The 26,989-nt window shown below is 55.3% G+C and carries 28 protein-coding genes; 10 read left to right on the top strand and 18 right to left on the bottom strand.

The window, feature by feature from the left end:
• Positions 1-9: 9 nt before the first annotated feature.
• Positions 10-480, bottom strand: coding sequence for a signal peptidase II (gene lspA, locus E5161_RS15280; RefSeq protein ID WP_136778694.1), 471 nt, complete (start codon positions 478-480; stop codon positions 10-12).
• Entirely contained in the window at positions 477-803 is a 327-nt protein-coding gene (locus E5161_RS15275; protein WP_136778693.1) for a winged helix-turn-helix transcriptional regulator, read from the bottom strand. The genes lspA and E5161_RS15275 overlap by 4 nt, the downstream gene beginning before the upstream one ends.
• A 147-nt stretch (positions 804-950) precedes the next feature.
• Here E5161_RS15275 and E5161_RS15270 point away from each other — a divergent pair, with 147 nt between their 5' ends.
• The 3 genes from E5161_RS15270 to E5161_RS15260 all read left to right on the top strand — a co-directional run bounded on the left by E5161_RS15270 (position 951) and on the right by E5161_RS15260 (position 2,546).
• The gene (locus E5161_RS15270) at positions 951-1,319 is read left to right on the top strand and encodes a DoxX family protein (RefSeq protein WP_136778692.1); all 369 of its coding nucleotides are present in this window, start codon (positions 951-953) and stop codon (positions 1,317-1,319) included.
• Positions 1,320-1,381: 62 nt separating this feature from the next.
• A complete protein-coding gene (locus E5161_RS15265; protein ID WP_136778691.1) occupies positions 1,382-1,819 on the top strand; it encodes an Rrf2 family transcriptional regulator in 438 nt (145 codons plus the stop codon).
• A gap of 85 nt (positions 1,820-1,904) precedes the next feature.
• A complete protein-coding gene (locus E5161_RS15260) occupies positions 1,905-2,546 on the top strand; it encodes an NAD(P)-dependent oxidoreductase (RefSeq protein WP_136778802.1) in 642 nt (213 codons plus the stop codon).
• Between the two features lie 61 nt (positions 2,547-2,607).
• On the opposite strand, the gene rsgA is transcribed toward E5161_RS15260, so the two are convergent.
• The 3 genes from rsgA to helD all read right to left on the bottom strand — a co-directional run bounded on the left by rsgA (position 2,608) and on the right by helD (position 7,052).
• Positions 2,608-3,696 (bottom strand): ribosome small subunit-dependent GTPase A, encoded by a 1,089-nt coding sequence (gene rsgA, locus E5161_RS15255; protein WP_136778801.1) that lies wholly within the window; start codon positions 3,694-3,696, stop codon positions 2,608-2,610.
• A 341-nt stretch (positions 3,697-4,037) separates the two neighbouring features.
• Positions 4,038-4,625 carry a guanylate kinase gene (locus tag E5161_RS15250; protein WP_136778690.1) on the bottom strand — a complete coding sequence of 196 codons (588 nt, stop codon included), beginning with the start codon at positions 4,623-4,625 and terminating at the stop codon, positions 4,038-4,040.
• A gap of 69 nt (positions 4,626-4,694) precedes the next feature.
• On the bottom strand, positions 4,695-7,052 hold the full coding sequence (gene helD / locus E5161_RS15245) for an RNA polymerase recycling motor HelD (protein ID WP_169306711.1): 2,358 nt from the start codon (positions 7,050-7,052) through the stop codon (positions 4,695-4,697).
• A 216-nt stretch (positions 7,053-7,268) separates the two neighbouring features.
• Between helD and E5161_RS15240 the strand changes: the two genes are divergently transcribed.
• Positions 7,269-8,669, top strand: a complete 1,401-nt coding sequence (locus E5161_RS15240; protein ID WP_136778688.1) for a SpoVR family protein — start codon at positions 7,269-7,271, stop codon at positions 8,667-8,669.
• Between the two features lie 71 nt (positions 8,670-8,740).
• Positions 8,741-9,625: an SDR family oxidoreductase gene (locus E5161_RS15235; RefSeq protein ID WP_136778687.1), complete on the top strand. Its 885-nt coding sequence runs from the start codon at positions 8,741-8,743 to the stop codon at positions 9,623-9,625.
• 62 nt (positions 9,626-9,687) lie between these two features.
• Here the strand turns inward: E5161_RS15235 and E5161_RS15230 are convergent, their stop codons facing one another.
• Complete coding sequence (locus E5161_RS15230) at positions 9,688-11,037, bottom strand: MATE family efflux transporter (protein WP_136778686.1); 1,350 nt, start codon at positions 11,035-11,037, stop codon at positions 9,688-9,690.
• A gap of 192 nt (positions 11,038-11,229) precedes the next feature.
• On the bottom strand, positions 11,230-13,125 hold the full coding sequence (locus E5161_RS15225; RefSeq protein ID WP_136778685.1) for a PrkA family serine protein kinase: 1,896 nt from the start codon (positions 13,123-13,125) through the stop codon (positions 11,230-11,232).
• Between the two features lie 118 nt (positions 13,126-13,243).
• On the opposite strand from E5161_RS15225, the gene E5161_RS15220 reads away from it, so the two are divergent.
• Positions 13,244-14,089, top strand: coding sequence for a DUF2161 domain-containing phosphodiesterase (locus E5161_RS15220; RefSeq protein WP_136778684.1), 846 nt, complete (start codon positions 13,244-13,246; stop codon positions 14,087-14,089).
• Positions 14,086-14,409: a Rieske (2Fe-2S) protein gene (locus E5161_RS20860; RefSeq protein WP_169306710.1), complete on the top strand. Its 324-nt coding sequence runs from the start codon at positions 14,086-14,088 to the stop codon at positions 14,407-14,409. Before E5161_RS15220 ends, E5161_RS20860 begins: the two co-directional genes overlap by 4 nt.
• Before the next feature lie 21 nt (positions 14,410-14,430).
• Here E5161_RS20860 and E5161_RS15210 read toward each other — a convergent pair whose 3' ends face one another.
• On the bottom strand, positions 14,431-15,570 hold the full coding sequence (locus E5161_RS15210; RefSeq protein ID WP_169306709.1) for an aminotransferase class I/II-fold pyridoxal phosphate-dependent enzyme: 1,140 nt from the start codon (positions 15,568-15,570) through the stop codon (positions 14,431-14,433).
• A gap of 161 nt (positions 15,571-15,731) precedes the next feature.
• Here E5161_RS15210 and E5161_RS20855 point away from each other — a divergent pair, with 161 nt between their 5' ends.
• Positions 15,732-15,878 (top strand): hypothetical protein, encoded by a 147-nt coding sequence (locus E5161_RS20855; RefSeq protein ID WP_169306700.1) that lies wholly within the window; start codon positions 15,732-15,734, stop codon positions 15,876-15,878.
• A gap of 526 nt (positions 15,879-16,404) precedes the next feature.
• Here the strand turns inward: E5161_RS20855 and E5161_RS15205 are convergent.
• From E5161_RS15205 to serC, 3 genes are all read right to left on the bottom strand, one after another.
• The gene (locus E5161_RS15205) at positions 16,405-16,647 is read right to left on the bottom strand and encodes an AbrB/MazE/SpoVT family DNA-binding domain-containing protein (RefSeq protein WP_136778681.1); all 243 of its coding nucleotides are present in this window, start codon (positions 16,645-16,647) and stop codon (positions 16,405-16,407) included.
• 137 nt (positions 16,648-16,784) lie between these two features.
• Entirely contained in the window at positions 16,785-17,264 is a 480-nt protein-coding gene (trmL, locus tag E5161_RS15200) for a tRNA (uridine(34)/cytosine(34)/5-carboxymethylaminomethyluridine(34)-2'-O)-methyltransferase TrmL (protein ID WP_136778680.1), read from the bottom strand.
• Between the two features lie 18 nt (positions 17,265-17,282).
• Entirely contained in the window at positions 17,283-18,371 is a 1,089-nt protein-coding gene (gene serC, locus E5161_RS15195) for a 3-phosphoserine/phosphohydroxythreonine transaminase (protein ID WP_136778679.1), read from the bottom strand.
• Positions 18,372-18,495: 124 nt separating this feature from the next.
• Between serC and thpR the strand changes: the two genes are divergently transcribed.
• Positions 18,496-19,086 (top strand): RNA 2',3'-cyclic phosphodiesterase, encoded by a 591-nt coding sequence (gene thpR / locus E5161_RS15190; RefSeq protein WP_136778678.1) that lies wholly within the window; start codon positions 18,496-18,498, stop codon positions 19,084-19,086.
• Positions 19,087-19,398: 312 nt separating this feature from the next.
• Entirely contained in the window at positions 19,399-19,632 is a 234-nt protein-coding gene (locus E5161_RS15185) for a hypothetical protein (protein ID WP_136778677.1), read from the top strand.
• Positions 19,633-19,664: 32 nt separating this feature from the next.
• Here E5161_RS15185 and E5161_RS15180 read toward each other — a convergent pair whose 3' ends face one another.
• The 7 genes from E5161_RS15180 to E5161_RS15150 form a co-directional block, all read right to left on the bottom strand.
• Entirely contained in the window at positions 19,665-20,027 is a 363-nt protein-coding gene (locus tag E5161_RS15180; RefSeq protein WP_136778676.1) for a VOC family protein, read from the bottom strand.
• A 242-nt stretch (positions 20,028-20,269) separates the two neighbouring features.
• Positions 20,270-21,694, bottom strand: coding sequence for a type I glutamate--ammonia ligase (glnA, locus tag E5161_RS15175; RefSeq protein WP_136778675.1), 1,425 nt, complete (start codon positions 21,692-21,694; stop codon positions 20,270-20,272).
• 232 nt (positions 21,695-21,926) lie between these two features.
• Entirely contained in the window at positions 21,927-22,988 is a 1,062-nt protein-coding gene (gene aroF / locus E5161_RS15170) for a 3-deoxy-7-phosphoheptulonate synthase (RefSeq protein WP_136778674.1), read from the bottom strand.
• A gap of 163 nt (positions 22,989-23,151) precedes the next feature.
• Positions 23,152-23,652 (bottom strand): DUF2062 domain-containing protein, encoded by a 501-nt coding sequence (locus E5161_RS15165; protein WP_211246743.1) that lies wholly within the window; start codon positions 23,650-23,652, stop codon positions 23,152-23,154.
• Positions 23,653-23,693: 41 nt separating this feature from the next.
• Positions 23,694-24,641 (bottom strand): 4-hydroxy-3-methylbut-2-enyl diphosphate reductase, encoded by a 948-nt coding sequence (locus E5161_RS15160; protein WP_136778672.1) that lies wholly within the window; start codon positions 24,639-24,641, stop codon positions 23,694-23,696.
• A 135-nt stretch (positions 24,642-24,776) separates the two neighbouring features.
• Entirely contained in the window at positions 24,777-26,261 is a 1,485-nt protein-coding gene (locus E5161_RS15155) for a sensor histidine kinase (protein WP_136778671.1), read from the bottom strand.
• Position 26,262: 1 nt separating this feature from the next.
• A complete protein-coding gene (locus tag E5161_RS15150; RefSeq protein ID WP_281279884.1) occupies positions 26,263-26,949 on the bottom strand; it encodes a response regulator transcription factor in 687 nt (228 codons plus the stop codon).
• Between the last annotated feature and the right edge of the window lie 40 nt (positions 26,950-26,989).

Below are 26,989 nucleotides of genomic sequence, written 5' to 3'. Positions count from 1 at the left end.
AAGCCCGGCCTAGTGTTCCTTGGACCGGGCCTGCTTCCTGGAACGCCATTCTTCCCTCAGCATTCCCGCGATGATCAGGAGAATGCCGAATTGAATCGCATAGTCCGCCACATTCAGGATTCCGTCCATGAATGTGAAGGCGATAAAATCCGTTACTTGGTTATATAACAAACGGTCTATCGCATTTCCGAGCGCGCCGCCCACTAATAGTGCGGCGCCTATTTGTTGTGCGGAACTGTTCAGCAGTCCTTTTTTCCGATAATAGAGGATCATGACCGTTACGAACACGGCAATCGGCACTGAAAGCCGGCCATAGCCCTGCAGCATGCCCCTTGCGATTCCGCTGTTCTCATAACGCGTAAATTGAAGGACCTCGTCCCACACCGGAACGGAATTGCCCACCTTCATATGGAGTCGGACGGCAATTTTGGTCGCTTGGTCAATCGCAAGGACCGTCAGAGCTGTGAGGAAAAACATCATATCTGCTCCGGCTCCTTCATCCATTCACTGGCCCATTTCGCGATATCTCCGAAAAGAGGAGACAAGGCCAGGCCTTTTTCGGTCAAGGAATATTCGATGCGCACGGGCATCTCTGGATAGACATCGCGTCTGACCAATCCTTCCAACTCCAGCTCCTTAAGGCGATCCGAAAGAACCTTCCTGCTTAAATTCGGCACAGCTTTCTCGATTTCCGTAAAACGCTGAGGACCGGGCAACAGGGAATATACGATGAGAGCTACCCACCGTTTGCTCAATAATTCCATCGCTTTTTCAAAGCTGGCGCACATTTCCGGACGTTCCAAATCGATCATCCCCTATATGCTTTTATTATAATCACCCTGCAAAAAAACAACAATGTTACAAAATCACCCAAAATAACTTGACACAATATAGTTATATAAATAAACTAAATTACATAAAGTAAGTAACAATTTGTGGGAGGCTTCATCATGAACATTGCATTGTGGGTAGCTCAAGGATTGTTGGCAGCTATGTTCCTTATGGCTGGTTCTACGAAGGCTTTGACTTACGAAAAAGCAAAAGCTTCAATGCCGTGGGTGAAAGATTACTCGACCGGTTTCGTTAAATTCATTGGATGGGCTGAAATTCTGGGCGCACTTGGATTGGTGCTGCCGGCGGCATTCGGAATCGTTCCGATCCTTACTCCGGTCGCAGCGATCGGGATTGCCTTGATCATGCTGTTCGCAACGGTATTCCATGCTCGTCGCAAAGAAAATCAAGCCATCGGCATGAACGTGATCATGCTGTTAGTTGCGGCATTTATCGTAGTCGGCCGCTTGGCGATTGAAACTCTGTAATCCATAAATTTGACTTTCCACCCTGTTGTAATTACTATGATTACAACGAAAGGGTGACCGGTTTGAAAATCAGCAGCCGCTTTTCCATAGCCGTCCATATATTATCGCTGTTAGCGATATCGCCGACTGCGCATGGCACTTCGGACTGGATTGCTGACAGTGTAGGTACGAATCCCGTTATTATCCGGAGAATTTTGGGGCAACTTAAGAAAGCGGGATTCGTAAATGTTCGTGCCGGCAGCGGAGGAGCTTTCCTCGTCAAGGGACTAGACGAGATCAACCTGCTGGATGTATATCGCGCGGTGGCTGTCGTGGAAGAAGGCAATTTGTTTCATATTCACGAAGAGCCGAACCCCGCATGTCCCGTGGGTGCCAACATCCAAGTTGTTCTGGAGCTGTTGCTGGTCCGCGCTCAGGAAGCGATGGAGAAAATCCTATCGGAAGTATCGATGGAAGAGCTGGTCACGGTTTTGTCGAAACGGATCCATAGCAAAGCGTGACCGCTTTTTTTCGACCAGGATGTAACTTAAACGGTTACAACAAAACCTCTTTTCGACTCAAAATGATACATAGGAGGCTAAGATGATGAAAATCGCAGTCATCGGAGCAAGCGGCAAAGCCGGCAGTAAAATTATGGCGGAAGCGTTGTCCAGAGGGCACGACGTAACGGCTATTGTGCGCGATGGGAGCAAAGTTGCCAAGCCGAAAGCAAAGGTACTGGAGAAGGACATTTTCGAACTGGATTCCGCAGACTTGGCGGCTTTCGATGTCGTGGTGAACGCGTTCGGAGCGCCGCTGGGCGAAGAGAATCCCCACGTTGAGGCCGGAAAAAAGCTGATCGAAGCCATGAAGGGAGCTCCTGACACCCGGCTTATCGTTGTGGGAGGAGCGGGAAGCTTGTATGTAGACGAGGCCGAAACAGTTCGCCTGATCGACACACCGGAATTCCCGGATATTTTTAAGCCGACAGCATCGGGTCAAGGCCGTAATTTGGCTGATCTTGAGCAATCGGAAGGCATCAAGTGGACGTTCGTAAGTCCAGCCGCCATTTTTGACCCGGAAGGAAAGCGCACCGGCGCATACAAGGCAGGCAAAGACAAACTGATCGTCAATTCCAAGGGAGAAAGCTATATCAGCTATGCCGATTATGCCATCGCGATCGTGGACGAAATCGAAAATCCGAAACATCCGAACACCCGTTTCACAGTCGTTTCGGAATCGGAATAAAAGATCAAGCCCGCGGTTCAATATACCGCGGGCTTTCGCACCCTCATGTCAAGACATCCATTTATTCTTCTTCCTCCGCTAGACGCACTTTTCCGCGTGCGGATTTACGCGGATGAGGAGAGGATTTGACGGCCGAAACGGACTTCCGTTGTTCGGTCCTTTTTTCTTTGCGGGCAAGCCGCGCTAGCTCTCGCTCGGTTTTGAAGTAGTTGACCAGACGCTTCGGGTCCAGCGTGCCTTGCTGGATGGCGGCTTTTACCGCGCAGCCGGCTTCTCTCTCATGGCGGCAATCGCGGAAACGGCACCCGGCGGCCATCTCCTCAATATCGGAGAAGGCTTCCTTCCATCCTTCGTCCGCGTCCCACAGCTGCAGTTCCCGCATTCCGGGTGTATCCACGAGAAGCGCCCCTCCGGGAAGTACGAACAATTCCCGGTGCGTTGTCGTGTGCCTGCCCCGGGCGTCTTCCTCACGTATGCCCTGCACGCGTTGAATATTTGCATCCGAGAGCCAATTCAGAAGCGTAGACTTGCCTGTGCCGGAAGATCCCGTGACGGCGATCGTTTGGCCGGGCAGCAGGTAAGGAAGCAGCTTCTCCATGCCCTGATTCGTAAGCGCGCTGACTGCGTGAACGGGAACGCCGGGCGCGATCGCTTCGACCTCGCTTACCCGAAGGTCCGCTTCTTCGGTGAGATCGGCTTTGGTCAACACCACGACCGGACGAGCTCCGCTCTCCCAAGCCAGGATCAGGTAGCGTTCGATTTTTCGAAGGTTGAAATCCTGGTTCAAGGCATTCACGATAAAAAGCTCGTCGACATTGGAAGCGATGATCTGCTCTTCGTTCGTTTGGCCCGCCACCTTCCGTGTCATGGCAGATTGGCGGGGCAGCACAGAGTGAATCACCGCATGCCGGTCATCCAGCAATTCGGCGGACACCCAGTCGCCAACCGCGGGAAAATCTCCTCTCGTAAGCGCAAGATGCTCGAACTTGCCGGTTACGTTGGCCAAGCGTTCGCCTGATTCACAGACAATTTTATATGTGTGGGAATATTGGGCGGTCACTCGGGCAGGCTGCGCAGCCGTCGTATTCACGGGACGGTTAGCCTCCCATGCTGCCTGCCAGCGTTCATTCCATCCATAAACGAATAACATTTCTTGGTTGGTAACGTTCAATCGAAAACCCCTATTCGTCGATTAATTTGGTATTCAGGTTAGGCGGACAACAAAAAAAGCCGCAGAAATGCTGCGGCTTTCCTTGCGCACTGCGCGCCTCATCGGCGCTTTGGGCACAAAAAAACCGCGGGAGACCACCGGTCACCCGCGGCTGTCGAATTAAATACGAGCCCGTGAGACCGATGCAGATGTTGCAAACGAACAGACGACGATCGACTCGACAATCGAATGGAAGTTCACCATATGTCATCAGCCTCCTTCATTAAGATACTGGTAATTATAATCAGCGCGCACCAACCTGTCAACATTCGGCGTACGCGCTAGTCCTTATCCACCAGCCCGCGCTGCAGATACGTTTCCAGCGTATTCGTAATTTGAAAAACCGTGTCGCCTAAATCGAAGTTTTCGAAAGCATGTTCACACGACGAGCGATAGGCCATCTCGCGGTCGTAGTGACGCAGGCGGCGGGCGATGACGGCTTCATCCGTGGCTTGATTGCGCTGCCGCTCCTCCACGACCCTCCGGTCGGCGTACACGAACAGCCGGATCGCTTTGTCGCCGTACAGCTCTTTCATCCTCTCGGCTCCCTCACGGTTGAGAATCAAATAGACGACGCCGTACCGCCGCAAGCTGTTCTCCACATCCGCACGCCGGATGCCGTAACGATCCCCGTCAATTTCAACGCTTTCCAAAAATTGTCCTTCCAATTCCATCTGCAGGTAAGCCTCCATGGAAATGAAGTGACAGTCCTGGTCGTCCACTTCGCCTGAGCGGGCGGGTCTTGTGACGTAGGATATGACTTTGGCCATCCCGAACGTGTGACCGACCGCTTCCGCCACCGATTTGCGCCCCGACCCGTCAGGACCTGTGTATACGATAAGAAACTCCCGGCCGTTCCGCTCGAGCATCGACCATCATCCTCTGCCCTGTGATTTTTGTCTATCACTATAAGGATATGGGGCAGTCAGGATTCGATGTCATCGAACATTGGCAAACGAATGCGAATCCGGCAGCCATTTCGACGGCTCGCCGAGACTATATACGAGAAGGACATGCAATGCCCGCGTACATACGGTATACATCAGCTTGCGATCTCGATCTTCTCCATACCGGGCGGCGGAAGCGTCCCAGACGACCACGGCGTCGAACTCGATGCCTTTAGCCAAATACGAAGGCAGCACCGAGACGCCGCGCGGCAGCAGAGCCGAGCTGCCCGTCACATAGGTGATCGGCACCTCGTCCGGAAGCCTTTCCTTGAGCAGCGCGGCGGCATTGCCGCATTCTTTCGCCGATTTGGCGATGACGCCGATCGTCCCGTAACCGACATCGAGCAGCCGGCGGATCTCCACGGACACCAAGTCCGCCAATTTTGCTCCGTCGCGGACAAGCACCAGCTTCGGCTCTTCGCCTTCCCGCTCGAAAGGACGAATGTCGGCAGCTTCTTCGGGACGCAAAATCTTTTTGCTGAATTCGACGATCTGCTTTGTGGAGCGATAGCTGGTCGTAAGCCGCCACACGGCGGTGTCCTCCTCCGGCATGAGCCGGATCCACCCGCCGAATCCGCCTGTCTCCTGCGATTGCGCGTAGATGGCCTGATTGAAATCGCCCAGCACCGTCATCCGCGCGCGCGGAAACCGCCGCCTTAAGTAAGCGGCCTGGAAAGGAGAATAATCCTGTGCTTCGTCCACGAATAAGTGGCGGATCTCGCCTTCCACTTTGCGGAATCCTTCCAGTCCCTCCATGATGTACATTAGAGGCGTCGCGTCTTCATGATCGATCGTTTTCCGGTCCAGCGTTTCCTCCAACCGGCTCGCCATCCACTCCCAGCCTTCCGGCAGCTTGCCGTCCGGCGAGCAGGACGCGAACAGCGACCGGCTCCGGAATAGCTCCAGATAAGTGGCAACTGGATCCAGGAAGCGGTACGCTTTCACCGCCTTGCGCAGCGGCTCGACCGCCGATTCCGCCGCCCGGCGCATGAGAAGCTGGGTCATCCGGTCTTCGTCGTCGAACGCGTCCTCGTGGAATCCGCCGCGCCGGCGAATCTCCACGTATGCCCGCTGAATCTCCTCCTCGTCCGCCAGCTCGGCGGCCTCTTCGACCCAGGATTCGTCCATTTGCGCATCCACCCAGCTGGCCAGTCGTTCGATAAGCCATTTGCGCAGCTGTCCCGCACGGTAGCCGAAACCTTCCGATGCCGGAACGGAATAGAACTTCGCCGCCATCTCGTCCGCGGACGCTATTGTGTCGCCTCGGAACCGCAGCGGACGAAACCGGACTCCGCCGGACTCCAGCCGTTTGAAATAACGCTCCACCGTCTGGAAAAAGTGATCTGAGCCTTTATAGCGCACCGACCGCTCACGAGCTTCGCCCTCCGGCGTTCCTTCGGAAGCGCTCAATACCTCGGTCTGCGAGAACAAGTCCTCTACCTGAAACCGCCGGCCCAGCCGCGCCTCGATCAGCTCGCGGAACGTCATCTGCCGCATGTTGGCTTCTCCGAGCTCCGGCAGCACGCGGGATATGTACCCTTTGAACACCGGATTCGGCGAGAAGAGCACGATCTGATCCGGCGTGAGCGAATCCCGGTACCGGTACAGCAAATAAGCGACCCGTTGCAGCGCCGCTGATGTTTTGCCGCTTCCCGCCGCGCCTTGAACGACCAGCAGCCGGTGTTTTTCGTCCCGGATAATCCGGTTTTGCTCCTTTTGTATCGTGGCCACGATGCTCTTCATCGATGTATCCGACTTTTCGGACAGCACCGCCTGCAAAATATCGTCGCCCACCGTTTCGTCCGTGTCGAACACATGCTTCAGCCGCCCGGCGCGAATGACGAACTGCCGCTTCAGCTCCAGCTCGCCCCGAATTTCTCCCTCCGGCGTCTCGTAAGCGGCGGGGCCCGGCTCATGATCGTAAAACAGGCTGGACACCGGAGCGCGCCAATCGTAGACGTAGAACGTCTCGCCGTCTTCTCCCACCAGCGACGCCCGGCCGATATAGATCGTTTCCGTGTCCCGGCCTTCTTCGGCAAAATCGATTCTCGCAAAATACGGATTGTCGTGCATTTTGGCCAGCCGTTCGACGGACTCGAAAGCGAGACGGTGGGTACGTTCCCGCTCCAGCAGCAGCTCCTTCTGCTGCATGATGCTGGTCCACGTTTCGCCCATTTCGGTCGCGTCTGCGAAGCTGATCCGCACATCGTCCCAAAATTCCCGTCGAATGTCCACCACGTCGCCGCGGCGTTCGCCCAGCACTTCCAGTTCCTTGTCCAGACGGCGCTCGACCACGTCCAGCACCTCGGTCAACCGCTTCTCTTCCTCTTCCCGAGGGGATATTGTCATGTTCACAAGCCCTCTCTTCCGGAATCTCATACCCCTTGTTGTATCACGTGTGAACCCGGCACTGCAATAAGCGGCACCTGCTCGGCGCATATTTCTTCGAACAACTAGGTTATCCCGACGATTGCAGCGCCATTCCGCCGCCGGTTCACAAAGCCGAGTCCTCGCATATACATAGATTGGTGAAAACTCTGCTTGGGACAGGGGGCTTGACCGCTTATGCAGCATTCCGACGAACACCGTGCTCTTGAATACGCCATCGAAGAAATAACCGAAATCGCCAAAGGGTTCGGTCTCGAATTTTACCCGATGCGATACGAAATTTGTCCGTCCGATATCATTTATACTTTCGGCGCCTACGGCATGCCAACCCGATTTTCACACTGGAGCTTCGGAAAAACGTTTAATCGCATGAAAATGCAGTACGACTTAGGCTTGAGCAAAATTTACGAGCTGGTGATCAACTCCAATCCCTGCTATGCGTTCCTTCTCGACGGCAACTCGCTGGTGCAGAACAAGCTGATCGTCGCCCACGTGCTTGCGCACTGCGATTTTTTCAAAAACAACATCCGTTTCTCGCGCTCCAACCGCAACATGGTGGAAAGCATGTCCGCGACGGCCGAACGGATCCGGCAATATGAGATCGAGCATGGCACGGACCAAGTGGAACGCTTCCTGGATGCCGTGATGGCCATTCAGGAGCATGTGGATCCCGTTCTCCATAAGCCTTACGGACAAGACAAAAACCGGGCCATGGAATGGTGGCGCAAAGCGAACAAGGAGCAAAGCGCTTCTTCTCGAACCGCTTCCCCGTACAACGATTTGTGGGATCTGGACGAATCCGCAGAGAGTGGCGGAGCCGGGATGGAGGACCGGGGGGTCCGCGTCTCCTTTCCTCCCCAGCCGGAGAAAGACCTGGTCTGGTTCGTGCAGCAATTTTCGCCTGTTCTCGAAGACTGGCAGCGTGACATCATGAGCATGCTTCGGGAGGAGATGCTCTATTTTTGGCCGCAGATCGAGACGAAAATTATGAACGAAGGCTGGGCCACCATCTGGCACCAACGTATTATGCGCGAGCTTCCGCTTACCAGCGATGAGACGATCGAGTATGCGAAGCTCAACTCCTCCGTCGTGCAGCCTTCTCGACATTCGCTGAACCCGTACTATTTGGGGCTGAAAATATTCGAGGATATCGAGAAGCGGTTCGGCCGGGAGCGGATATTCGACGTGCGGGAAATGGACTCCGACCCTTCTTTTATCCGCAACTACTTAACCAAGGAATTGACGGACGAACTCGATCTCTATGTATTTGAAAAAAAGGGGCCGGAGTGGAAAATCACCGACAAAACGTGGGAAAGCATTCGCGACCAGCTCATCTATTCCAGGGTGAACGGCGGTTTCCCCTATCTCGAAGTCACGGACGGAGATTGGCAGCGAACGGGAGAACTTTATGTTATGCATCGTTATGAAGGGGTGGAGCTGGATTTAAAATACGTCGAGCGGACGCTCCCATACATCGTGCAGTTGTGGGGCAAACCGGTTCATTTGGAGACGATCGTGGACGACAAGCCTGTCGTCTTCAGCTGCGACGGCAAAAAAACATCCCGCAAAAATGCGTAGACCGGTTCGGATTGGTTAACTTACTTCTAGAACATGTGACGCTATCGTTGCAAAGGAAGGAGTGGGTTGCCATGACCGCATCGCAAGATCAAGGGACACCGCAGCGTCCGGATTCATTTCCGCCGCAGCATCAGAACCGCCAGCCGGGGCTGGAGACGGAGATGACGCCGAAGCCCGAAGCGGAATCTCCCGCCTACCGGCCGGGCGGCAAGCTGAAAGGGAAGGTCGCGCTGATCAGCGGAGGCGACAGCGGTATCGGCCGCGCCGTAGCCATCGCCTTCGCCAAAGAAGGCGCGGATGTTGCCGTTTTGTACTTGAACGAGGACGTTGACGCGCAAGAGACGAAAAAGCAGGTGGAAGCGGAGGGCCGCCGGTGTTTTCTGATGGGAGGAGACATCGGCGACCCAGGCCATTGTAAGATGGCGGTGGAGGAAGCGGTACGGGAATTGGGCAAGCTCGATATCCTAGTCAACAACGCCGCGGAGCAGCATCCGCAGGAGAAGCTGGAGCAGATCACGCCCGAGCAGCTGGAGCGTACGTTCCGGACCAACGTGTTCGGCATGTTTTATTTGACTCAGGCAGCGATGCCGCATTTGTCTTCCGGCTCTGCCATCATCAATACCGCTTCTATTACTGCCTATAAAGGAAGTCCGCAATTGCTGGATTACTCCTCCACGAAGGGTGCGATCGTTTCGTTCACTCGTTCGCTTTCCGGCAATTTGGCCAAGCAAGGCATAAGGGTCAATGCCGTTGCGCCGGGTCCGATCTGGACGCCGCTGATCCCTTCGACGTTCGACGAGAAGAAGGTGGCCGAGTTCGGCTCGAATACTCCGCTCGGTCGGGCGGGGCAGCCGGATGAACTGGCGCCCGCCTACGTCTATCTGGCCAGCCAAGACTCCTCCTATGTGACCGGGCAGACCCTCCACGTCAACGGCGGGGATGTCGTCAACGGGTGAGCCGATGAAACGAAGAAAGCCGTTCGCGAAATCGCGAACGGCTTTTTGCTTACAGGTTCCTCTTACACGGCGGATGCTTCTTTTAGTTTCACCTCGTGGAAATCGGTTCGGTAATAACGGATCATGACGGTTAAGCCGAGCGCGGTCAGGAAGGAATACAGCGCAAGCCACGCCCCCATACTGGCCAAGTCCAGCACGTTCACGAACAAGTACGTCAGCGGAACGAACATGAGCCAGCTCAGCACCAAGGAGGCCTTCATCAAGAACGCGGTATCCCCGATGCCGCGCAAACCGCCGGCATAGAAATTAAAGAACCCGTCGAAGATTTGCAAATAGGCTGACACCTGAATAAGGAAAGCGGCCAACTCCGCCACTTCCCGGTCTTTCGTGTAAAGCCCGGCAATATCTTGCGCCCAGATTAACTCGGCAGTACCCAGAAGGAGAAGGAAGATGCTGCCCAGAACCGCCGTGTGGGTTCCGGCCCTGCGGGCATCCGAGGGCCGCTTGCGGCCGATCTCTTGTCCGACTAAAATCGTCGCTGTGGACCCGAAAGCGAACGCCGGCATGAACCCGAACGACATGATACTGAGCGCCACTTCGTTCGCGGCCAGCGGCACGGTGCCGAGCTGCATCACGAATAAGGTGAAGATATACATCGAGATGCTCATGGAAAACTCCATCATGCCGAGCTTTCCGCTTTCTTTGCCGATCAAGGCGAGTTCACGCCAGTCGGTTGCCGGCCGTTGACGAGTGGCGAACCTTCGGTGCATCGGGCCCCAGAACACCGCCATACAAGCGGCTAATCCGACCGCCTCCCCGATTATAATCGCGTACCCCGCTCCGGGCAGACCGAGACGGGGCATTCCAAGCTCCCCGTAAGTCAATGCATAAGTGAGCACGATCATGATTACATTGGCAAGGATCGAGATGATCATGGACGTGCGGGTATCGCCAACGCCGCGGAAAAAACCGTGAAAGACGAAGCTGATCATGCCGATGGCCATCGCATAAAACCGAAGCTCAAGATACGTCGAGCCCGCGGCCACCAAATCCGGTTTTCCGCCCATCCACTGCAGCACGAGCCCGCCGGCCGACCAGCCGAACGACACGATCAGCAATCCGACGATCAAGCTGACGAACAGCGCCATGTAGGTGCGCTGAATGCCTTTGGGCATCTCGTTCGAGCCGTAATTTTGCGCCACTAAGTAATTGATCGAGTGGCCAATCCCGGAAAACGCGGCAAACACGTTGTACATGATGATGTTCGAAACGCCGACGACCGCGATGATAAGTGCGCCCAGATCGCCGACCATGATAAGGTTGATTGTACCTGTCAACGTTTGCGTGGTAAACGCGAATAACGAAGGAAGGGCCAGAAGAAGAATCTTTTTCCACTCACGTAATAAGAGCATGCTGCGCATCTTCCTTCTCTTTCTCTCAGATGCTCCCATTCTGACCGACAAAACCCGGTCTGTCAACGAAATCGAGCTTTCGCTTTGTTCCGGATTGAAGCCGGCAAGTGATCATTTCCGGGGAAATAATTGCTAGTTCGACAATAAAAGCCCCATCTCCTCGGTTCCTTCCCGGAGATGGGGCGATCACATTTACCGGTTCAGCAAACTTCCCACATAACGCAGCAGCTCGTTGGAGCAGACAGAGCAGTAACCATGCTCGTCGATCAAGCGTTTGGTCACTTCGTTGATACGCTTGAGCTGGTTTTCGTCCGGCGTCTTGGTGGACGTCGTGATTTTCACGATGTCCTTCAAATCGGTGAACAGCTTTTTCTCGATCGCTTCCCGCAGGCGCTCATGCGTGCTGTAATCGAACTTGCGGCCTTTGCGCGAAAAGGCGGAAATGCGGATTAAAATCTCCTCGCGGAATGCTTTCTTTGCATTTTCGGATACGCCGATCTGCTCCTCGATGGAACGCATCAGCCTCTCGTCCGGATCCATCTCTTCACCGGTGAGCGGATCTTTCATTTTCGCCCAGTTGCAGTACGCCTCGATGTTATCCAAATAGTTCTCGAACAGCGTCCGCGCGGACTCCTCGAACGAGTATACGAACGCTTTCTGCACTTCCTTTTTGGCTAAATTGTCGTATTCCTTGCGCGCCACCGAGATGAAGTTGAGGTACTTCTCCCGCTCCTCCTTCGTGATGGAAGGATGCTGATCGAGTCCGTCCTTCATCGCCCGCAGCACATCCAGCGCATTGATGCAGGGCAGATCGTGCTTGATGAGCGCGCTCGATATCCGGTTGATGACGTAGCGAGGATCGATGCCGGACATCCCTTCCTCCGCGTACTCGTTCTGCATCTCCTTCAAATCGGCTTCTTTATATCCCTCCACCTCTTCGCCGTCGTACATCCGCATTTTTTTGACCAGGTCCATGCCCTGTTTTTTGGATTCCTTCAGACGCGTCAAAATGGAGAAGATCGAAGCGGCCCGAAGCGCATGCGGCGCGATGTGAACGTGGCTCATATCGGATTGTCCGATCAGCTTTGTGTAAATTTTTTCCTCTTCGGTGACTTTCAAATTGTACGGAATCGGCATCACGATCATTCGGGATTGAAGCGCTTCGTTTTTCTTATTCGAAATAAAGGCCTTGTACTCCGATTCGTTCGTGTGCGCAACGATCAATTCATCGGCGCTGATGAGTGCAAACCGCCCGGCTTTAAAGTTGCCCTCCTGCGTCAGAGACAACAGGTTCCACAAAAACTTTTCGTCGCATTTCAGCATCTCCTGGAACTCCATGAGACCGCGGTTCGCTTTGTTCAGTTCCCCGTCGAACCGGTAAGCGCGTGGATCGGATTCCGAGCCGTACTCGGTAATCGTCGAGAAATCGATGCTGCCCGTCAGGTCGGCGATATCCTGCGATTTCGGATCGGACGGGCTGAACGTACCGATACCGATACGGTTCTCTTCGGAAATGAGCACCCTCTCGACCGGCACTTTTTCGATGTCGCCCTCGAACTCCGTTCTCAGCCGCATTTGACAGGAAGGACACAAGTTCCCTTCGATGCGGACCCCGAGTTCCCGCTCTACATCCGACCTCAGCTCGCTGGGAATCAGATGAAGGGGCTCCTCGTGCATTGGACATCCTTTGATGGCGTATACTGCTCCGCGCTGCATACGGGAATAGCTTTCCAACCCTTTTTTGAGCAGCGTGACGATGGTGGATTTACCGCCGCTGACGGGTCCCATGAGCAGCAGAATCCGTTTGCGCACATCGAGCCGCCGGGCCGCCGAGTGAAAGTACTCTTCCACCAGCCGCTCGATCGTCCGGTCCAAGCCGAAAATTTCACTTTCGAAAAACTTGTATTTTTTATGGCCGCCTTTTTCCTCTACTCCCTGCGACACGATCATGTCATAAACGCGGGCGTGAGCCGTCATTGCCGGTGTGGAGTCCTGCCGCAGCAAATCGATATAATCCCGGAAAGTACCGGTCCAGCTCAGCTTCTCGCTTTCGGTTCGGTACTCGGAGATCCGTCTGAATATGTCCATGCCGGTTCCTCCTCGCTCTCTGTCTCTACAAAAACGTATTACATACCTATGCGGACGGATAGACGAAGTTGACCGGAATGCTATAATGTCATGGAGATATGAGGAAGGGGGTTCCCTGTTGGCGGTATCGCGCGAAACGGAATTGTACCCGCCGGTCAAAGCTTTTTTCACCGGGCGCGGGTACGAAGTGAAGGCGGAAATAGGCGGATGCGATTTGTTCGCGGTTCGTGCGGACGAGCCGGAACCGACCATCGTCGAGATGAAAAAAACATTTACGCTGCCGCTGCTGCTGCAGGGGATCGACCGGCAAAAAACCGGCGCCGTCGTGTGGCTGGCCGTGGAGCGGAACCGGACCAAACGCGGCGCGCACAACCAGCGGTTCACGGAGCTCACGGCGCTGTGCCGCAGATTGCGCCTCGGTTTTATGACCGTTACCTTTTATAAAACGAAGCCGCCGGTCGTGGAAGTGTGGTGCGAACCGGGGAATGCTGCGGCAAGCGCGGCATTGGCTGCCGCCGAAACTTCGGTCGCCTATACGGCGGCTGCGGCAGCGGATCCGCTGCCGACCGGCCGCGCCCGCAAACGCGCTTCACGGCTGCTCAAGGAATTCCAAGGCCGAAGCGGCGATTATAATGTGGGCGGCAGTACCGGGCGCAAGCTGGTGACCGCTTACCGGGAACGGTCGCTGCAATGCGCACTGGCGCTGCTCTGTCACGGTCCTTCTTCTCCGAGGCACGTTCGCGATCGGACAAGCCTCGCCAATACGGGCAGCTTACTAAGGGACAACGTTTACGGCTGGTTTGCCAAGGTGGACAAAGGGGTTTACCGGCTCACGCCCAAAGGCGAACAAGCCCTTCAGGAATATGCGGATATTACGGCCGTTTGGGCATCCAAGTTTTCTTGGGCAGCAGATTGGCAAAGTCATATGGGGATCATCGACCCGGAGGAGGAGAAGGACGTTTGAACGAGCGTGGAAACTTGGACGCAGATTTGGGAAAACCTGAAGATTACACGGATTTTCCCGCATCCGTTGAATTGGACGGCGCTCCTTATTGGCTTGTCCTCACGGGAGAGGATAACGGGTATCGCCTGTTGTCCGCGTTATGTCCGCATGCCGGAGGAGAAGTGCGGGTGTACGAAAATATTTTCATTTGTCCGCTTCATTACTGGACGTTCTCTCAGACGGACGGAGCCTGCACGAACGTACCGGACGAACGGCTGATGCAGCGGCGGGTGGAGCTTCGGGCGGACGGCAGGCTGTATGCGGTTGGTGCTGATTTTTAGCCGGTCCGCCCTGGTTTCGTTTCAGCCGATGTCGAATCTGCCTGTAAAATCTCCGATCGCTTCTACAAGACGCGACACGCCCAGTTTCATCTGGCGCTCATCGGCATAGGCGAATGTGAGCCGCAGCGTATTTCGCTGCGGTTCTTGCGCATAGAATGGAGCTCCCGGCTGGAACATCAACCCCCGGATCCAAGCCCCTCTGAGCAATGCTTCTCCATCCAGCCCGTCGGGCAGCGTCAGCCATAAGTGAACACCCCCGGCAGGCTTTCTCCAGCGGAGACCGCGGACACCTTTTTGCGAAAGTATATCGGTCAGCCTGCGCATCCGTTGATCGCACTGCACCCGAAGCATATCGAGCAGCGGCTCTAACGGCTGCTCTTGAAGAAGTTCCAGGAAAGCCTGATGCTCCAGCGTAAGGACTTCCCGGTTATGACTCGAGTCCCCGCCGAATGGGGAGGAGAACCACCGCTCCAGCAGGGCAGGTTCGCCGGCGACCCAGCCGAATCGGAGTCCCGCCACCAGACCGGGAGGCAGTTGACCGATCGAGAGGACTCCGTCCACCGCATGTTTCTTCGCATCGTTTTCGGAATACTTCTCCGCATCGTACAATAGCATGGCCTGCCGATCGTCGCGAAGCAGGGTCACCCCGCTTATTCGGCAAATCCGGCTCACTGCATCGAATCGCTGAACCGGCCATACCGCGCCATGCGGATCGGAGCAGACCGGTGATACATACACGAGCTTCGGCCGTTGCAGCGAGATGGCGGCGGCCAAGGCATCGGGATCCATACCGCCGCTGTCCCCCGTGACCGGTTCCACCCGTACGCCCGCCTTCCGAAACATTTGCAGCGCCGAACGGGAAGTAAGAGGTTCGGTCAGCACGACGTCTCCCGGCTGTAGACCACGCTTCACCAGGCTCAAGAGCGCCGCATCCGCACCTGCCGTCAGCCGGAGATGAGACGGCTCACCGGACGTTTGTGCGTTCAACAAACCGCAGGCAAGCATCCGTTTCAATCGATCCGAGACGTCCGGGTTGGTTGTGTCGGCACCCGGTCCCCGCCTGGACCGATCCGCAGCAGCCGCGAGCCGTTCTTCCCAGTCCGAAGCCGACACGAAGCCGTCGTTCGGCCAGCCGCCCATCCAGTTGATGATTTTCTCCATATCATCCCTCCCATCGTGCCGTTCGACTGCTATCATTGTATGCCCAGCATTTCTCCGCAAGCCCGTTTGCGTTCGCGGTTCCGTATTCGGACACACTTTTTTGCGTTTTCTTTTTTTCCGGGCTTGGGTATAATAGAGGAAGTCAAGCGGAGGTGTGGGATATGTTTCTAGCGGAAGAAGCAACTCAAAGAGCGGTTCAGTTCTTGGGAATGTCCGGCAAGTTCTGGGTTGTGATGATCATAATGGCGCTGTTTTTGACGGCCATCCTGACTGCTGCTTATAACGATGACAAAACCAAAGGTCTGTAAGACCGGATGCCGGGCCGTCGATTCGTCGACGCCCGGCATTTTTGTTACGCAACCAACTAACACTAGCCGCACCCGCAACCACTCGTATTGCTTAGTCACTCTGACTGACTAACACGCGTCGCAGCCGCCACCACTCACATTCCTTAGTCACTCTAACTGACTAACACGTGCCGTACCCGCCACCACTTGCAATCCTTAGTCACTCTGGCTGACTAACACGTGCCTCACCCGCCACCACTCGCAATCCTTAGTCACTCTGACTGACTAATACGCGCAGCACCCGCCACCAGTCGCTATCCTTAGTCACTCTAACTGACTTACACGCGCCGCAGTCGCCACCACTCACAATCCTTAGTCACTCTTGCTGACTAACACGCGCCACACCCGCCACCACTCGCAATCCTTAGTCACTCTGGCTGACTAACACGTGCAGCACAGGACATCTCCCACAGGCAGCAACAAAAAACGCCCGGCACTCGGCGGCATGACCGAATGTCGGGCGATTTTTTTCATATCGGTTTGATGATTACAGACCCTGCATTTCCTTCAAACAAGCTGCGCATACATAGCGCTCCTTGAATTCTCCGACGCTTTCCATCGAAGTACAAAATACGCAGCGGGGGCGATATCTTTCCAGTATGATATGGTCGCCTTGGACCAAAATTTCTACAGGATCCCCTTCATTCATCTGATAACGTTTACGAAGCGATTTTGGCAGAACGATGCGCCCCAATTGATCGACTTTCCGTACTACACCTGCAGGTTTCAACTTGCAGTTCCTCCCATTCCTCGCGTATCTAGCTGGTCAACCGTGTACCTTAGCCACTCTATAGCGTTCGATAGAGCGGCTTCATATTCCTTTTTTCGAGCTTTTTTGCTTAATATCGTACAATGATTTCGACAAAATCAGCGCTCCAAGGCCGGGTCCAGTCCCTGAAACCCGGTTTGTCGAAGCGCTTCGTACACCACGATCGCAGCCGTATTCGCCAGATTAAGCGAGCGGACCTTGTCCGTCATCGGCAGCCTCATGCAAGTGTCCAAGTTTGCGTCCAACAGCTCCTGCGGAAGCCCCTTCGTTTCTTTGCCGAATACGAAGAAGTCTCCGTCCCGGAACTGAAAGTCGGAATACGGCTTTCGGCTTCTCGTGCTCGTAAAGAAGAACCGGCCTCCCGGATGCGCGGCCTGCACTTCTTCGAACGAATCGTAATAGGTGATGTTGACGGCATACCAGTAATCCAGTCCGGCCCGCTTGAGATAACGGTCGTCGGTTGAGAAACCGAGCGGCCGAACCAGATGCAGATGGGTGCCCGTCGCCGCACAGGTGCGGGCAATGTTGCCCGTGTTGGCTGGAATTTCCGGATGAACGAGCACGATGTGAAAAGGCATGTTGCTCCACCGCCATTTTTAGCCGTTACGTTGTTTAAAATCTTTCATGAATGCAACAAGTGCGCGAACGCTGTCGACCGGTACCGCGTTGTAAATCGAAGCCCGCAAGCCGCCAACATCGCGATGGCCTTTCAAACCGACGAAGCCGGCCTCCTCTGACTGTTGCACGAACCGCTTCTCCAGCTCCTCATCCGCCAACCGGAACGTCACGTTCATAATCGAACGGCTTCCCGGCTGCGCGCAGCCCCGGTAATACCCGCCGCTGCCGTCGATCGCCTCGTACAACAACTCCGCTTTTTCCCGGTTCACCCGTTCCATCGCCGCGGCCCCGCCGCTTTTCTTGATCCATTTGAGCGTCAGGTTCACCATGTAAATGGCAAATGTAGGCGGCGTGTTGTACAGCGAGTCGCTCTTGGCGTGCGTTGCATATTGCAGCATGGTCGGCACCGGCATGGAAGGCTTCCCGATCAGTTCCTCTTTGAGGATCACAATAGTGACGCCCGAAGGACCGAGGTTTTTTTGGGCGCCGGCATAGATCAAGCCGAATTGGGAAACGTTCAGAGGACGGCACAGAATGTCGCTCGACATATCCACCACAAGCGGTACGGAGTCGAGCTTCGGATACTCTGCCCACTGCGTGCCCCCGATCGTCTCATTGCTGGTCAAATGCAAATAAGCGGCGTTCTCCGGAATGTTCAGTTCCGCCACGGACGGAACACGCATGAACGCATCCGCTTCCGAGGAAGCGGCGATCGCCGTTTCTCCGAACATTTTCGCTTCCTTGATCGCTTTCGATGCCCAGTTCCCGGTGTGAACGTAAGCGCCGACCTTGCCCGGAGACAGCAGGTTCATCGGAACCATCGCAAACTGCGTGCTCGCTCCGCCCTGAAGGAATAGCACCTTGTACCCGTCCGGAATGTTGAGCAGCTCACGAAGGAGCGCTTCCGTCTCGAAATGGACGCTTTCATAGGATTTACCGCGGTGCGACATTTCCATAATGGACATGCCCGTCCCGTCAAACTCCACGAATTGCTCCTGCGCTTGCTGCAGTACTTCCAGCGGTAGCGCGGCGGGTCCGGCGTTAAAATTGTAAGCGCGGTTGGCCATCACATTCCCACCTTGTTTAAAATCAGGATAGGCCTATCATAACAAAGGGGAATGGGCGGGGCAACAGAAAAAGGCGTATCTGTCGAAAAAAGGCCCCTAGTTCCGAACGAAAGGTGAATATTGGATGGAAAATTTTCGTCTTTTCATCGGATTGTCGCTTTCTGATGAGGTCACGAGCCGGTTGGCGGCGATTATGGAGCAAATGTCGGGGCGGCTTCCTTTTCGGCGTTGGACCCATCCCGCGGATCTGCATGTGACGCTGCATTTCCTCGGCGACACGCCGATCGAGCGGCTCGATGCGATTCGCGAAGCAACCGCCGTAACGGCGGCCGAGACGCCGCCGATTACGCTTGCGCTGACCGAGCCGGGCACCTTCGGCCCTGCCGGCGCGCCGCGCATTTTGTGGTGCGGCCTTGCAGAGCAAGGCGCACCGGGTGCACTCGCCGCGCTGCATGCGGCGCTGGCCCCAAGGCTCGCCGCCGCCGGTTGCGCACTGGAAGCGCGGCCGTACCGCGCGCACGTGACGCTTGCGCGGCAAGGCGGTGCCGGCTGCGGCCGCGAAGCGATCGCGTCGGCGTGGCATGAGGCGTCGGCCGACGCCGGTTCCCTTGCGTGGACAGCCCTCCGCGTCACGCTGTTCCGCTCGCACCTCGGCCGCAGGCCCAGCTACGAGCGGCTCGATCAGTTCCTGCTGGCCGGCCCTGCCGGACCATGAGATCGGCAGCTAGAATGTACAGCATCGGGAGTCAATTGCTGCAATTGGATTTCGCCCAATTCGAATGGTCTGTCGTAGTTGGTGTGGCTTCTAAGTGGAAAATGCCCAATTGCAGGGCGCCTTCTCACTGAGCTTACTGAAAACATGCAGTTGGGTGAAATCCAATTAGAAAGCACCACGCGGCACGCATGAGAGATTTAGTAAGGCAGAATCAGACTGCAGCGTCGGAAGTTCATGCTTCCGAATAATCTAAGCCCAAATTATCCATATTGAACAAGGTGAACCCGTTCCATAAGGAGGCCTCGATTAGCGATGTCCGAACAAAACAAAACGACGCAAGCCGAAAACGCGATTGGAGCCCTGCAGCACGCGGTGGACCAAGCCGAATCCCATCCGTCCGACAATAAAATCGAAGAAGCGGAGCAAGCTTTCCGCCATGCCGAGATCGCCGTCCGACAGGCGAAATCGAGCGACAGCAACGAAGCCGACGAGCTCGATCACGAGCTGCATAAGCAGAGTGCTCAGCTCAACGACTCGAACCAGTAAATCGGAAAAAGGGAGCCCCGGCTCCCTTTTCCTTATCCTTTCAAAAGAAACTCGTTGCCGTCCTCGTCCTCGAACCGAGCGTACGTCCCCCAAGGCATGGGGTTCGGCTCCTCCAGAAACTTCACGCCCGCATCCTTCATACGTCGGAATGTGCCGTCGATATCGTCGCATAGAAACACGATGGACGGTTTCATCTCCTCCGCTCCGGCCATCATCGCTTTCGGGTAGATCACGAGACAAGACTGCGCTCCCGGAGGCGCCACCTCGAGCCAGCTCGCTTCCGGCGTCATCGGCGTTTCCCTTCTTAGCTCAAAGCCGGCTTTCTCCGTCCAAAAAGTTTTCGCTTTTTGCTGGTCGTCCACATACACCGCTACCGTGCCAATTTGCGTAATCACGATTCATCTCTCCTCGTCATAGGACAGTGTGCGTTTGTCGAATCCTATCTTACCATTTTGATATAAGGAAAAAAACGAAGCGCCCTGCCGAACCATACGGCGGAGCGCTTCCTCTTTGAGGTGTACACATGCTGTTGAACAAAGGAGAATGTGATTGAAATCACAATAAAAGAAAACGATCTGTGACAAATCGAAAAGGACCCGCCGACGAGGCGAGTCCGATGATGTTGCGATGAGTCCAATTAGCAGTCGAAATACAGGCTGTATTCGTGCGGGTGAACGCGGATGGCGACGGCTTTCGCTTCGCTGCGCTTCAGCGCCACATAATTGTCGATGAAGTCTTTGCTGAACACACCGCTTTCGGTCAAGAAGTCGCAGTCCGCTTCCAGGGCGTCGAGCGCCTCGTCCAATGTGCCCGGAACGCTGCGGATTTCTTTCTTCTCTTCGTCAGACAGCTCATAAATGTTCTTATCGAACGGTCCGTAGCCGAGTGCGGTCGGATCGATTTTGCGCTTGATGCCGTCCAGACCGGCGAGCAGCATCGCGGCGAATGCCAGGTACGGGTTGGCCGTCGAGTCCGGCGTACGGAACTCGATGCGGCAGCCTTTCGGCGTAACTGCTGCGACCGGAATGCGCACCGCTGCGGAACGGTTGCCTTTGGAGAACACCAGATTAACCGGTGCCTCGTAACCCGGCACAAGACGTTTGAACGAGTTCGTGGAAGGGTTCGTAATCGCGAGCAAAGCCGGCGCATGGTGCAAAATGCCCCCGATATAATACAGCGCCATTTGGCTGAGGTTCCCGTATCCGCCTTTCTCGTAGAACAGCGGCTCGCCTTCGTTGAAGATCGATTGGTGAACGTGCATCCCGCTGCCGTTGTCGCCGAAGAGCGGCTTCGGCATGAAGGTGGCGACTTTGCCGTATTGACGGGCCACATTGTGAATGATGTATTTGTACTTCATCAGGTTGTCCGCGGTTTTCGTCAGCGTATCGAAACGAAAGTTGATTTCCGCTTGGCCGGCCGTCGCCACTTCGTGGTGATGGCGCTCGACGCGCAGGCCGGATTCTTGCATCAAGCGAACCATTTCGCTGCGAATATCCTGCTGGGTGTCGGTCGGAGCTACCGGTACGTAGCCGCCTTTGACGCGGACTTTGAAGCCGAGGTTGCCGCCTTCTTCTTTGCGGTTCGAGTTCCATGCCGCTTCTTCGGAGTCGACGGAGAACGAGGAGGAGTTCATCGTGCTCTCGTAGCGGACGTCGTCGAAAATGAAAAATTCCGATTCCGGAGCGAAGAAAGCAGCCGTACCCACACCGGATTTTTGCATGTATTCTTCCGCCTTCTGGGCGATCGAACGCGGGTCGCGTTCGTAACGTTGTCCATCCGGCGTATAAATGTCGGACATGACGATCAGTGTCGGGTGGGCGGTGAAAGGATCCATATAGGCGGATTCCGGATCGGGCATCATGACCATGTCGGATTCTTCAATGCCGCGGAATCCCGGAAGGGAAGAACCGTCGAACGCCACCCCGTTTACGAAAGTCTCTTCATCCACTTCGGTCGCCGGCAGTGTAATATGGTGAGCTTGGCCGAGCAGGCTGATAAAGCGGAAATCGACGAACTCAACGTTCTTTTCTTTGATCAATTTCATTACATTTTCGACTGCCATTTGTGCATTTCCTCCTCTAAATCCGAACATTAGGTGCGATATATCATGTGAATGTTCCAATTTCGCACCAACTTATTGTTGTTATTATAGAACCGGGGTCAAGGAGCGTCAATAGCTATGTCAGGTATTTTTTTCGCTCATGTAAGCAATTCTCACATTAACACAAACAATGTGTCGGAAAATGCAAAAACGGCGGGCTGGAAGCCTGCCGTCCTGCGTATATGACACCCTGTTATTTCTGCCAGGTCACGAACGCTTCCGCCGGCTGTTTGCCTGTGGAGAACTGCTTGCCGCACAGCGGTGCAAGCTGTTCCAGCTCCTTCAGCAGCCGGGCGAACTGGTCGGGGAACAGCGATTGCACGCCGTCGCCGGTAGCTGAATTGTCCGGATCGGTGTGCATCTCGATAATCAGGCCGTTGGCACCTGCCGCTACCGAGGCTTTGGCCATGCTCTCCACCAGCTCGCGGCGGCCTGTCGCATGACTCGGATCCGCGATTACGGGCAAATGGGACAACTGTTGAACCGCGGGGACGGCGGCCAGGTCGAACGTGTTGCGCGTGTAGGTTTCGAACGTGCGGATGCCGCGTTCGCACAGCATGACGTTCGGGTTGCCTCCGGCCAGAATGTATTCCGCCGCATTCAGCCATTCGTCGTACGTGGCGCTCATGCCTCGTTTCAAGAGCACCGGCGTCCGGATGGTGCCGAGCTTGCGCAGCAAATCAAAGTTTTGCATGTTTCGGGTTCCGATCTGCAATATATCCGCATACTCCGCACACACGTCGACGTACTCCGGCGTCATCACTTCTGTGATCGTCAGAAGCCCGTATTTTTCCCCGGCATCTTTCATCCATTTCAGACCTTCCACACCGATCCCTTGGAAGCTGTACGGACCTGTCCGCGGCTTAAACGCCCCTCCGCGCAGCACCTGACCCCCGGCCGCCTTCACCAAACGCGCGATCTCGTCGATCTGCTCCGGCGTCTCGACCGCACAAGGCCCCCCCATCACGACAAGATTATCGCCGCCGATGCGCACCCCTTTGATGTCGATAATCGTGTCGTCCGGGTGAAAATCCCGGCTCGCCAGCTTGTAAGATTTCGAGATTCTAACGACATTCTCGACGCCCTGCATGGACCGCAAATGTTCCGCCAAATGAGGGTCCGCTTTGCCGATAATGCCGATGACCGTGCGATCTACGCCTCGTGACAGATGCGCCTGAACGCCTTGTTTTTCAATGTGCCCCACGATTTCCCGTATCCGCTCTTCGGATAAGTGGGGGGATGTAATGACGATCATGAGTTCACGCTCCTGAAGTCTATAATTACTTTTACACTTGTACGCTTTGACGCTTATACGCTTTTAAGCATTAAAGCAAATATAACGAAAGGAAGGTCTTGTGTCAAGCCGAATTCTCACCGATTACACCGGTTTAAATCCGCTTTCGCACAAGACCTTCGCCTCATTCGGCTCTGCCCTCTTCCAAACGGCCGCGTCTGAGTCTCCGTTTCTCGCGGCGTTTCTCTTGGTATTTCTCCAAAGAAATTTTGATCGGAAAATAGAGCAAAGCTCCGAGAATCGTGCCGTTTATCATGCCGCCGACGATCAGCTTAAGCGAAGCGGACAACACGCGATTGACCCAATCGTACAGGAAGGGGATGTGCAGCGTGAAGTGGTGCGGCAAGATCCAGCCGCCTACCATCGCGTTGAGAAACGCCATGGGGATATAAATGATTTTGCCGAACACAAATCCGATCAACGCTGCCGGCAAGTTCCCTTTAAGCACATAAACCAAGGGGAAAATGAGCAGAAAAGCGAATCCGAACGTCGGCAGCGTGAACATCTCCACGGCGATACCGATCGCGAACCCCATTGCCACCCGGGATGCTCCGCCTTTGGTGCGCATCAGCAGCGTATATTTATATCGAATCCAGCGCCGTATTCCGGCCAGACGTTGCTTCATTCGGACTCCTTTCGCGGCATGGTGACGCATCGCTGCCGGTTCTATGTCGTTTTCTCTCGAACGGTAGGCAGCAGCTTGTTAAAATTGACGGTGCGGCGGACCGGCCAAGTTTCCGGATTTTGCGGATCGTACTGCTCCAGGTAATGAATGACCTCTTTGGTAATCGGCGTCGGCGTGGAAGCGCCGGAAGTAACGGCGACCTTGCGGACGCCCTGCAGCCATTCCTGTTTGATTTCGGATACATCGGATACCCGGTAAGCGGGCACGTCAGCGATTTCCTCCGACACTTGCGCCAGCCGGTTCGAATTGTTGCTGCGCGGATCGCCGACCACGATGCACAGATCGGCCTCCTTAGCTTGCTCCGCCACCGCTTCCTGCCGCACTTGCGTCGCCAGGCAAATTTCGTTATGAATCTCGGCTCTCGGGAAAGCCTCGAGCAACTTCGCCATCAAATGCTTAATGTCCCATTGGGACATCGTCGTTTGGTTCGTGATAATGATCCTGTCCGCCGAAAGAGACAGCTTCGGGATATCTTCCTCGCGTTCGATCAGATGCACGTGCCCCGGCGCAATGCCGATGGCGCCTTCCGGCTCGGGATGTCCTTTTTTCCCGATATAGATGACCTCGTACCCGTCGGCGACCTTCTCCCGAATCAGATCGTGGGTCTTGGTCACGTCCGGACATGTCGCGTCGACCAGCGTCAGGCCTTTATCGCGCGCGCGCTTTCGAACTTCGGGAGATACGCCGTGAGCGGTAAAAATGACCGTGCCCTTATCGATCTGATCCAGAATTTCCAGCCGGTCATGCCCGTCCAGCGTAATGATGCCTTCCTTCTCGAAAGCATCAGTTACGTGGCTGTTATGAACGATCATGCCCAAAATATAGATCGGGCGCGGAAGATCCAGGTTGCGGGCCGTCTGAAGCGCCAGCACCATCGCATCCACCACGCCGTAGCAGTAACCCCGGGGGGAGATTTTCAAAACTTCCATGGCAAACGCCTGCTTTCTGTTGGTTACAAATTAATTTTATTATAGCCTATTCCCTCTGAAGCGAAAAGTCGACAAGCATAGGCGCGTTAGAGCAGTACCTTGTTACAATACGTAAAAACCGCACCAAGGTTTCATTTATGAAACCTCAGGTGCGGCAACAGGCTGCGAACGTACGGGTAGCCAAAACGTAAACTTGCTTCCCCGGCCCGGCATCGATTCTACTTCCAGCCGGCCTTTATGCATATCCGATATCCATTTGGCGATCGACAGCCCCAGCCCCGTTCCGGAGGTCTGCCCCCGCGAGCGGTCCGCTCTGTAAAAACGTTCGAAAATATGCGGCACGTCTTCGGGATTCATGCCGATGCCCGTATCTTCCACCGTGAGTCCGACCATATCCCCCAGACGGGAAGCATACAGTCGCACCTCGCCGGCCGGCGTATACTTGAAGCCGTTCTCGATGAGGATGAACAGAAGCTGAAGCAAATAATCGCGGCTGCCGAGCACCCAAACCTTGTCTAGCGCTTCGAGCGGCCCGATGATCCATTCCGCCTTGCGGGGCAGGAATTGCGCACGTCGGGCGGCTTCTTCCGCCACTTGCCGCAGCGGCAGCGGCTCCATGTCCATACGGTATCCGGTATCCGCACGGGCCAGAGACAACAAGTCGTTCACCAAGGCGCTCATCCTGCGCGCCTCGTCGGAAATATCGCGAACAGCCTCCACCGACATCTGATGACAGTCATCCGGCGACACGGCGGATTCGCGACGGCCCTCCGCTTCCCCATCGGGCAGCCAAATTTTTTGCAGCAGATCTACATTGCCCCGTATGGTAGTGAGCGGAGTGCGCAGCTCATGCGAAGCGTCGGACACGAACCGGCGTTGTGCGGCATTGGACTCTTCCAGTTCTTTATAAGCCTTTTCGATTCGGGCGAGCATACCGTTCAGCGTGTCCGTCAAGCGGCCGATCTCGTCGTTCGGTTTTTCCCGAGGAATACGGAGCCCGAGCTCCATGCCGCTTTGGATTTGCTCGGCCGCTGCCGTCACTCGTCCGATCGGACGAAGCGCCTTCCGGGACAGGAACATGCCGAGCAGAAACGCTGTTAGCAAGCCGAGCAGACCGGTCATCCATAAAATCGTTTGCAGCTGCAATAGCAGTTGCTGCTCCCTACCGGTATACATGGCCACCTGCAACAGGCCTAGCAGCGTATGATTCGCAATGAGAGGCCTTTCGATCACCAAAAAAGAGGCTCCTCCCGCTTTGTACGAGAAATATCGATCCTGCGGCTCTACCTGATTGTACTTAGGCACGGGGAAAGTAATGTCCAGCCGATAGAGATTAGGTGTTTTTTCGATAGATCTGCCGTTCCGATCTTGAGCGAAGTTCACCAATTGGATACCGTAAATGCTCGCGTCGAAACCTTGAGGAAGATTCGCGTTTAAATTAATTCCGTTCGACGACATCAAGGCGTTCACATCCACCCGGTAGGCCACCTGGTTCAAATCATTGCGTAAAGATGACATCGTAATCTTATAAACAACGCCGTAAATCGCGACTCCGAACGCGACGAGCGCGGCTGCGAGCAAGCCCGAGTACCATAACGTGAGCCGAAGCCGGATGGACATTTCAGCTGTCCCCTTTCAGCACGTAACCGGCTCCCCGAACCGTTTGAATGATTCTTCTCTCGCCGTGCTCCTCCAGCTTTTGCCGAAGCATCGCGACGTAAACCTCCAGTACGTTGGATTCCCCGCTGAAATCGAATCCCCAGATGCGCTCCATGATCTGGTCCCTCGACAGCACCCTTTTCGGGTTCTCCATAAAGAGACGAAGCAGATCGAATTCTTTGGCCGTAAGCTCGATTCGCCGCTCTCCCCGGCTCGTTTCCCGCGAATCCACGTCCATGACGAGATCCTCGAACCGCAGCCTGCCGCTTTCCTCCGGCTTCTCCGGCCTGCGCCTCAGAAGCGCGCGAACCCGGGCCATCAGTTCTTCCAGCGCAAAGGGCTTCACCAAATAATCGTCGGCGCCCATGTCCAGCCCTCTCACCCGGTCCTGCACATCATCGCGGGCCGTCAGCATCAAGACCGGCGATACGATGCCGGCTTCCCGCAGCCTGCGGCAAACTTCCCAGCCGTCCACATGCGGCATCATGACGTCCAGAATGACCAGATCGGCCTGCCGCGCCATGAGCTGTTTCAACCCTTCGGCACCATCGTGCGCCGTCGTCACTTCATATCCTTCGAACGCCAGGCTTCTCCGCAATAAGGAAATGATTTTCTCATCGTCGTCGATGACCATGATATGGGGTCTCACTGAAGAGCCGCCCTCCCGTTGTACGCTTTCTTTCATTTTA

This window comes from Cohnella pontilimi (assembly GCF_005049045.1).
Lineage (GTDB): Bacteria > Bacillota > Bacilli > Paenibacillales > Paenibacillaceae > Cohnella > Cohnella pontilimi.
Note: the sequence above shows the minus strand (reverse complement) of the source record. Positions and strands in the feature narration are given on the sequence as shown.

What these genes read in the sequence shown, in the direction of transcription:
- lspA (WP_136778694.1), bottom strand. Translation starts at nt 480, where the DNA reads ATGATGTTTTTCCTCACAGCTCTGACGGTCCTTGCGATTGACCAAGCG.
- E5161_RS15270 (WP_136778692.1), top strand. Translation starts at nt 951, where the DNA reads ATGAACATTGCATTGTGGGTAGCTCAAGGATTGTTGGCAGCTATGTTC.
- E5161_RS15260 (WP_136778802.1), top strand. Translation starts at nt 1,905, where the DNA reads ATGAAAATCGCAGTCATCGGAGCAAGCGGCAAAGCCGGCAGTAAAATT.
- rsgA (WP_136778801.1), bottom strand. Translation starts at nt 3,696, where the DNA reads ATGTTATTCGTTTATGGATGGAATGAACGCTGGCAGGCAGCATGGGAG.
- E5161_RS15250 (WP_136778690.1), bottom strand. Translation starts at nt 4,625, where the DNA reads ATGCTCGAGCGGAACGGCCGGGAGTTTCTTATCGTATACACAGGTCCT.
- helD (WP_169306711.1), bottom strand. Translation starts at nt 7,052, where the DNA reads ATGACAATATCCCCTCGGGAAGAGGAAGAGAAGCGGTTGACCGAGGTG.
- E5161_RS15240 (WP_136778688.1), top strand. Translation starts at nt 7,269, where the DNA reads ATGCAGCATTCCGACGAACACCGTGCTCTTGAATACGCCATCGAAGAA.
- E5161_RS15235 (WP_136778687.1), top strand. Translation starts at nt 8,741, where the DNA reads ATGACCGCATCGCAAGATCAAGGGACACCGCAGCGTCCGGATTCATTT.
- E5161_RS15230 (WP_136778686.1), bottom strand. Translation starts at nt 11,037, where the DNA reads ATGCTCTTATTACGTGAGTGGAAAAAGATTCTTCTTCTGGCCCTTCCT.
- E5161_RS15225 (WP_136778685.1), bottom strand. Translation starts at nt 13,125, where the DNA reads ATGGACATATTCAGACGGATCTCCGAGTACCGAACCGAAAGCGAGAAG.
- E5161_RS15210 (WP_169306709.1), bottom strand. Translation starts at nt 15,570, where the DNA reads ATGGAGAAAATCATCAACTGGATGGGCGGCTGGCCGAACGACGGCTTC.
- E5161_RS20855 (WP_169306700.1), top strand. Translation starts at nt 15,732, where the DNA reads ATGTTTCTAGCGGAAGAAGCAACTCAAAGAGCGGTTCAGTTCTTGGGA.
- trmL (WP_136778680.1), bottom strand. Translation starts at nt 17,264, where the DNA reads ATGCCTTTTCACATCGTGCTCGTTCATCCGGAAATTCCAGCCAACACG.
- serC (WP_136778679.1), bottom strand. Translation starts at nt 18,371, where the DNA reads ATGGCCAACCGCGCTTACAATTTTAACGCCGGACCCGCCGCGCTACCG.
- thpR (WP_136778678.1), top strand. Translation starts at nt 18,496, where the DNA reads ATGGAAAATTTTCGTCTTTTCATCGGATTGTCGCTTTCTGATGAGGTC.
- E5161_RS15185 (WP_136778677.1), top strand. Translation starts at nt 19,399, where the DNA reads ATGTCCGAACAAAACAAAACGACGCAAGCCGAAAACGCGATTGGAGCC.
- glnA (WP_136778675.1), bottom strand. Translation starts at nt 21,694, where the DNA reads ATGGCAGTCGAAAATGTAATGAAATTGATCAAAGAAAAGAACGTTGAG.
- aroF (WP_136778674.1), bottom strand. Translation starts at nt 22,988, where the DNA reads ATGATCGTCATTACATCCCCCCACTTATCCGAAGAGCGGATACGGGAA.
- E5161_RS15165 (WP_211246743.1), bottom strand. Translation starts at nt 23,652, where the DNA reads ATGAAGCAACGTCTGGCCGGAATACGGCGCTGGATTCGATATAAATAT.
- E5161_RS15160 (WP_136778672.1), bottom strand. Translation starts at nt 24,641, where the DNA reads ATGGAAGTTTTGAAAATCTCCCCCCGGGGTTACTGCTACGGCGTGGTG.
- E5161_RS15155 (WP_136778671.1), bottom strand. Translation starts at nt 26,261, where the DNA reads ATGTCCATCCGGCTTCGGCTCACGTTATGGTACTCGGGCTTGCTCGCA.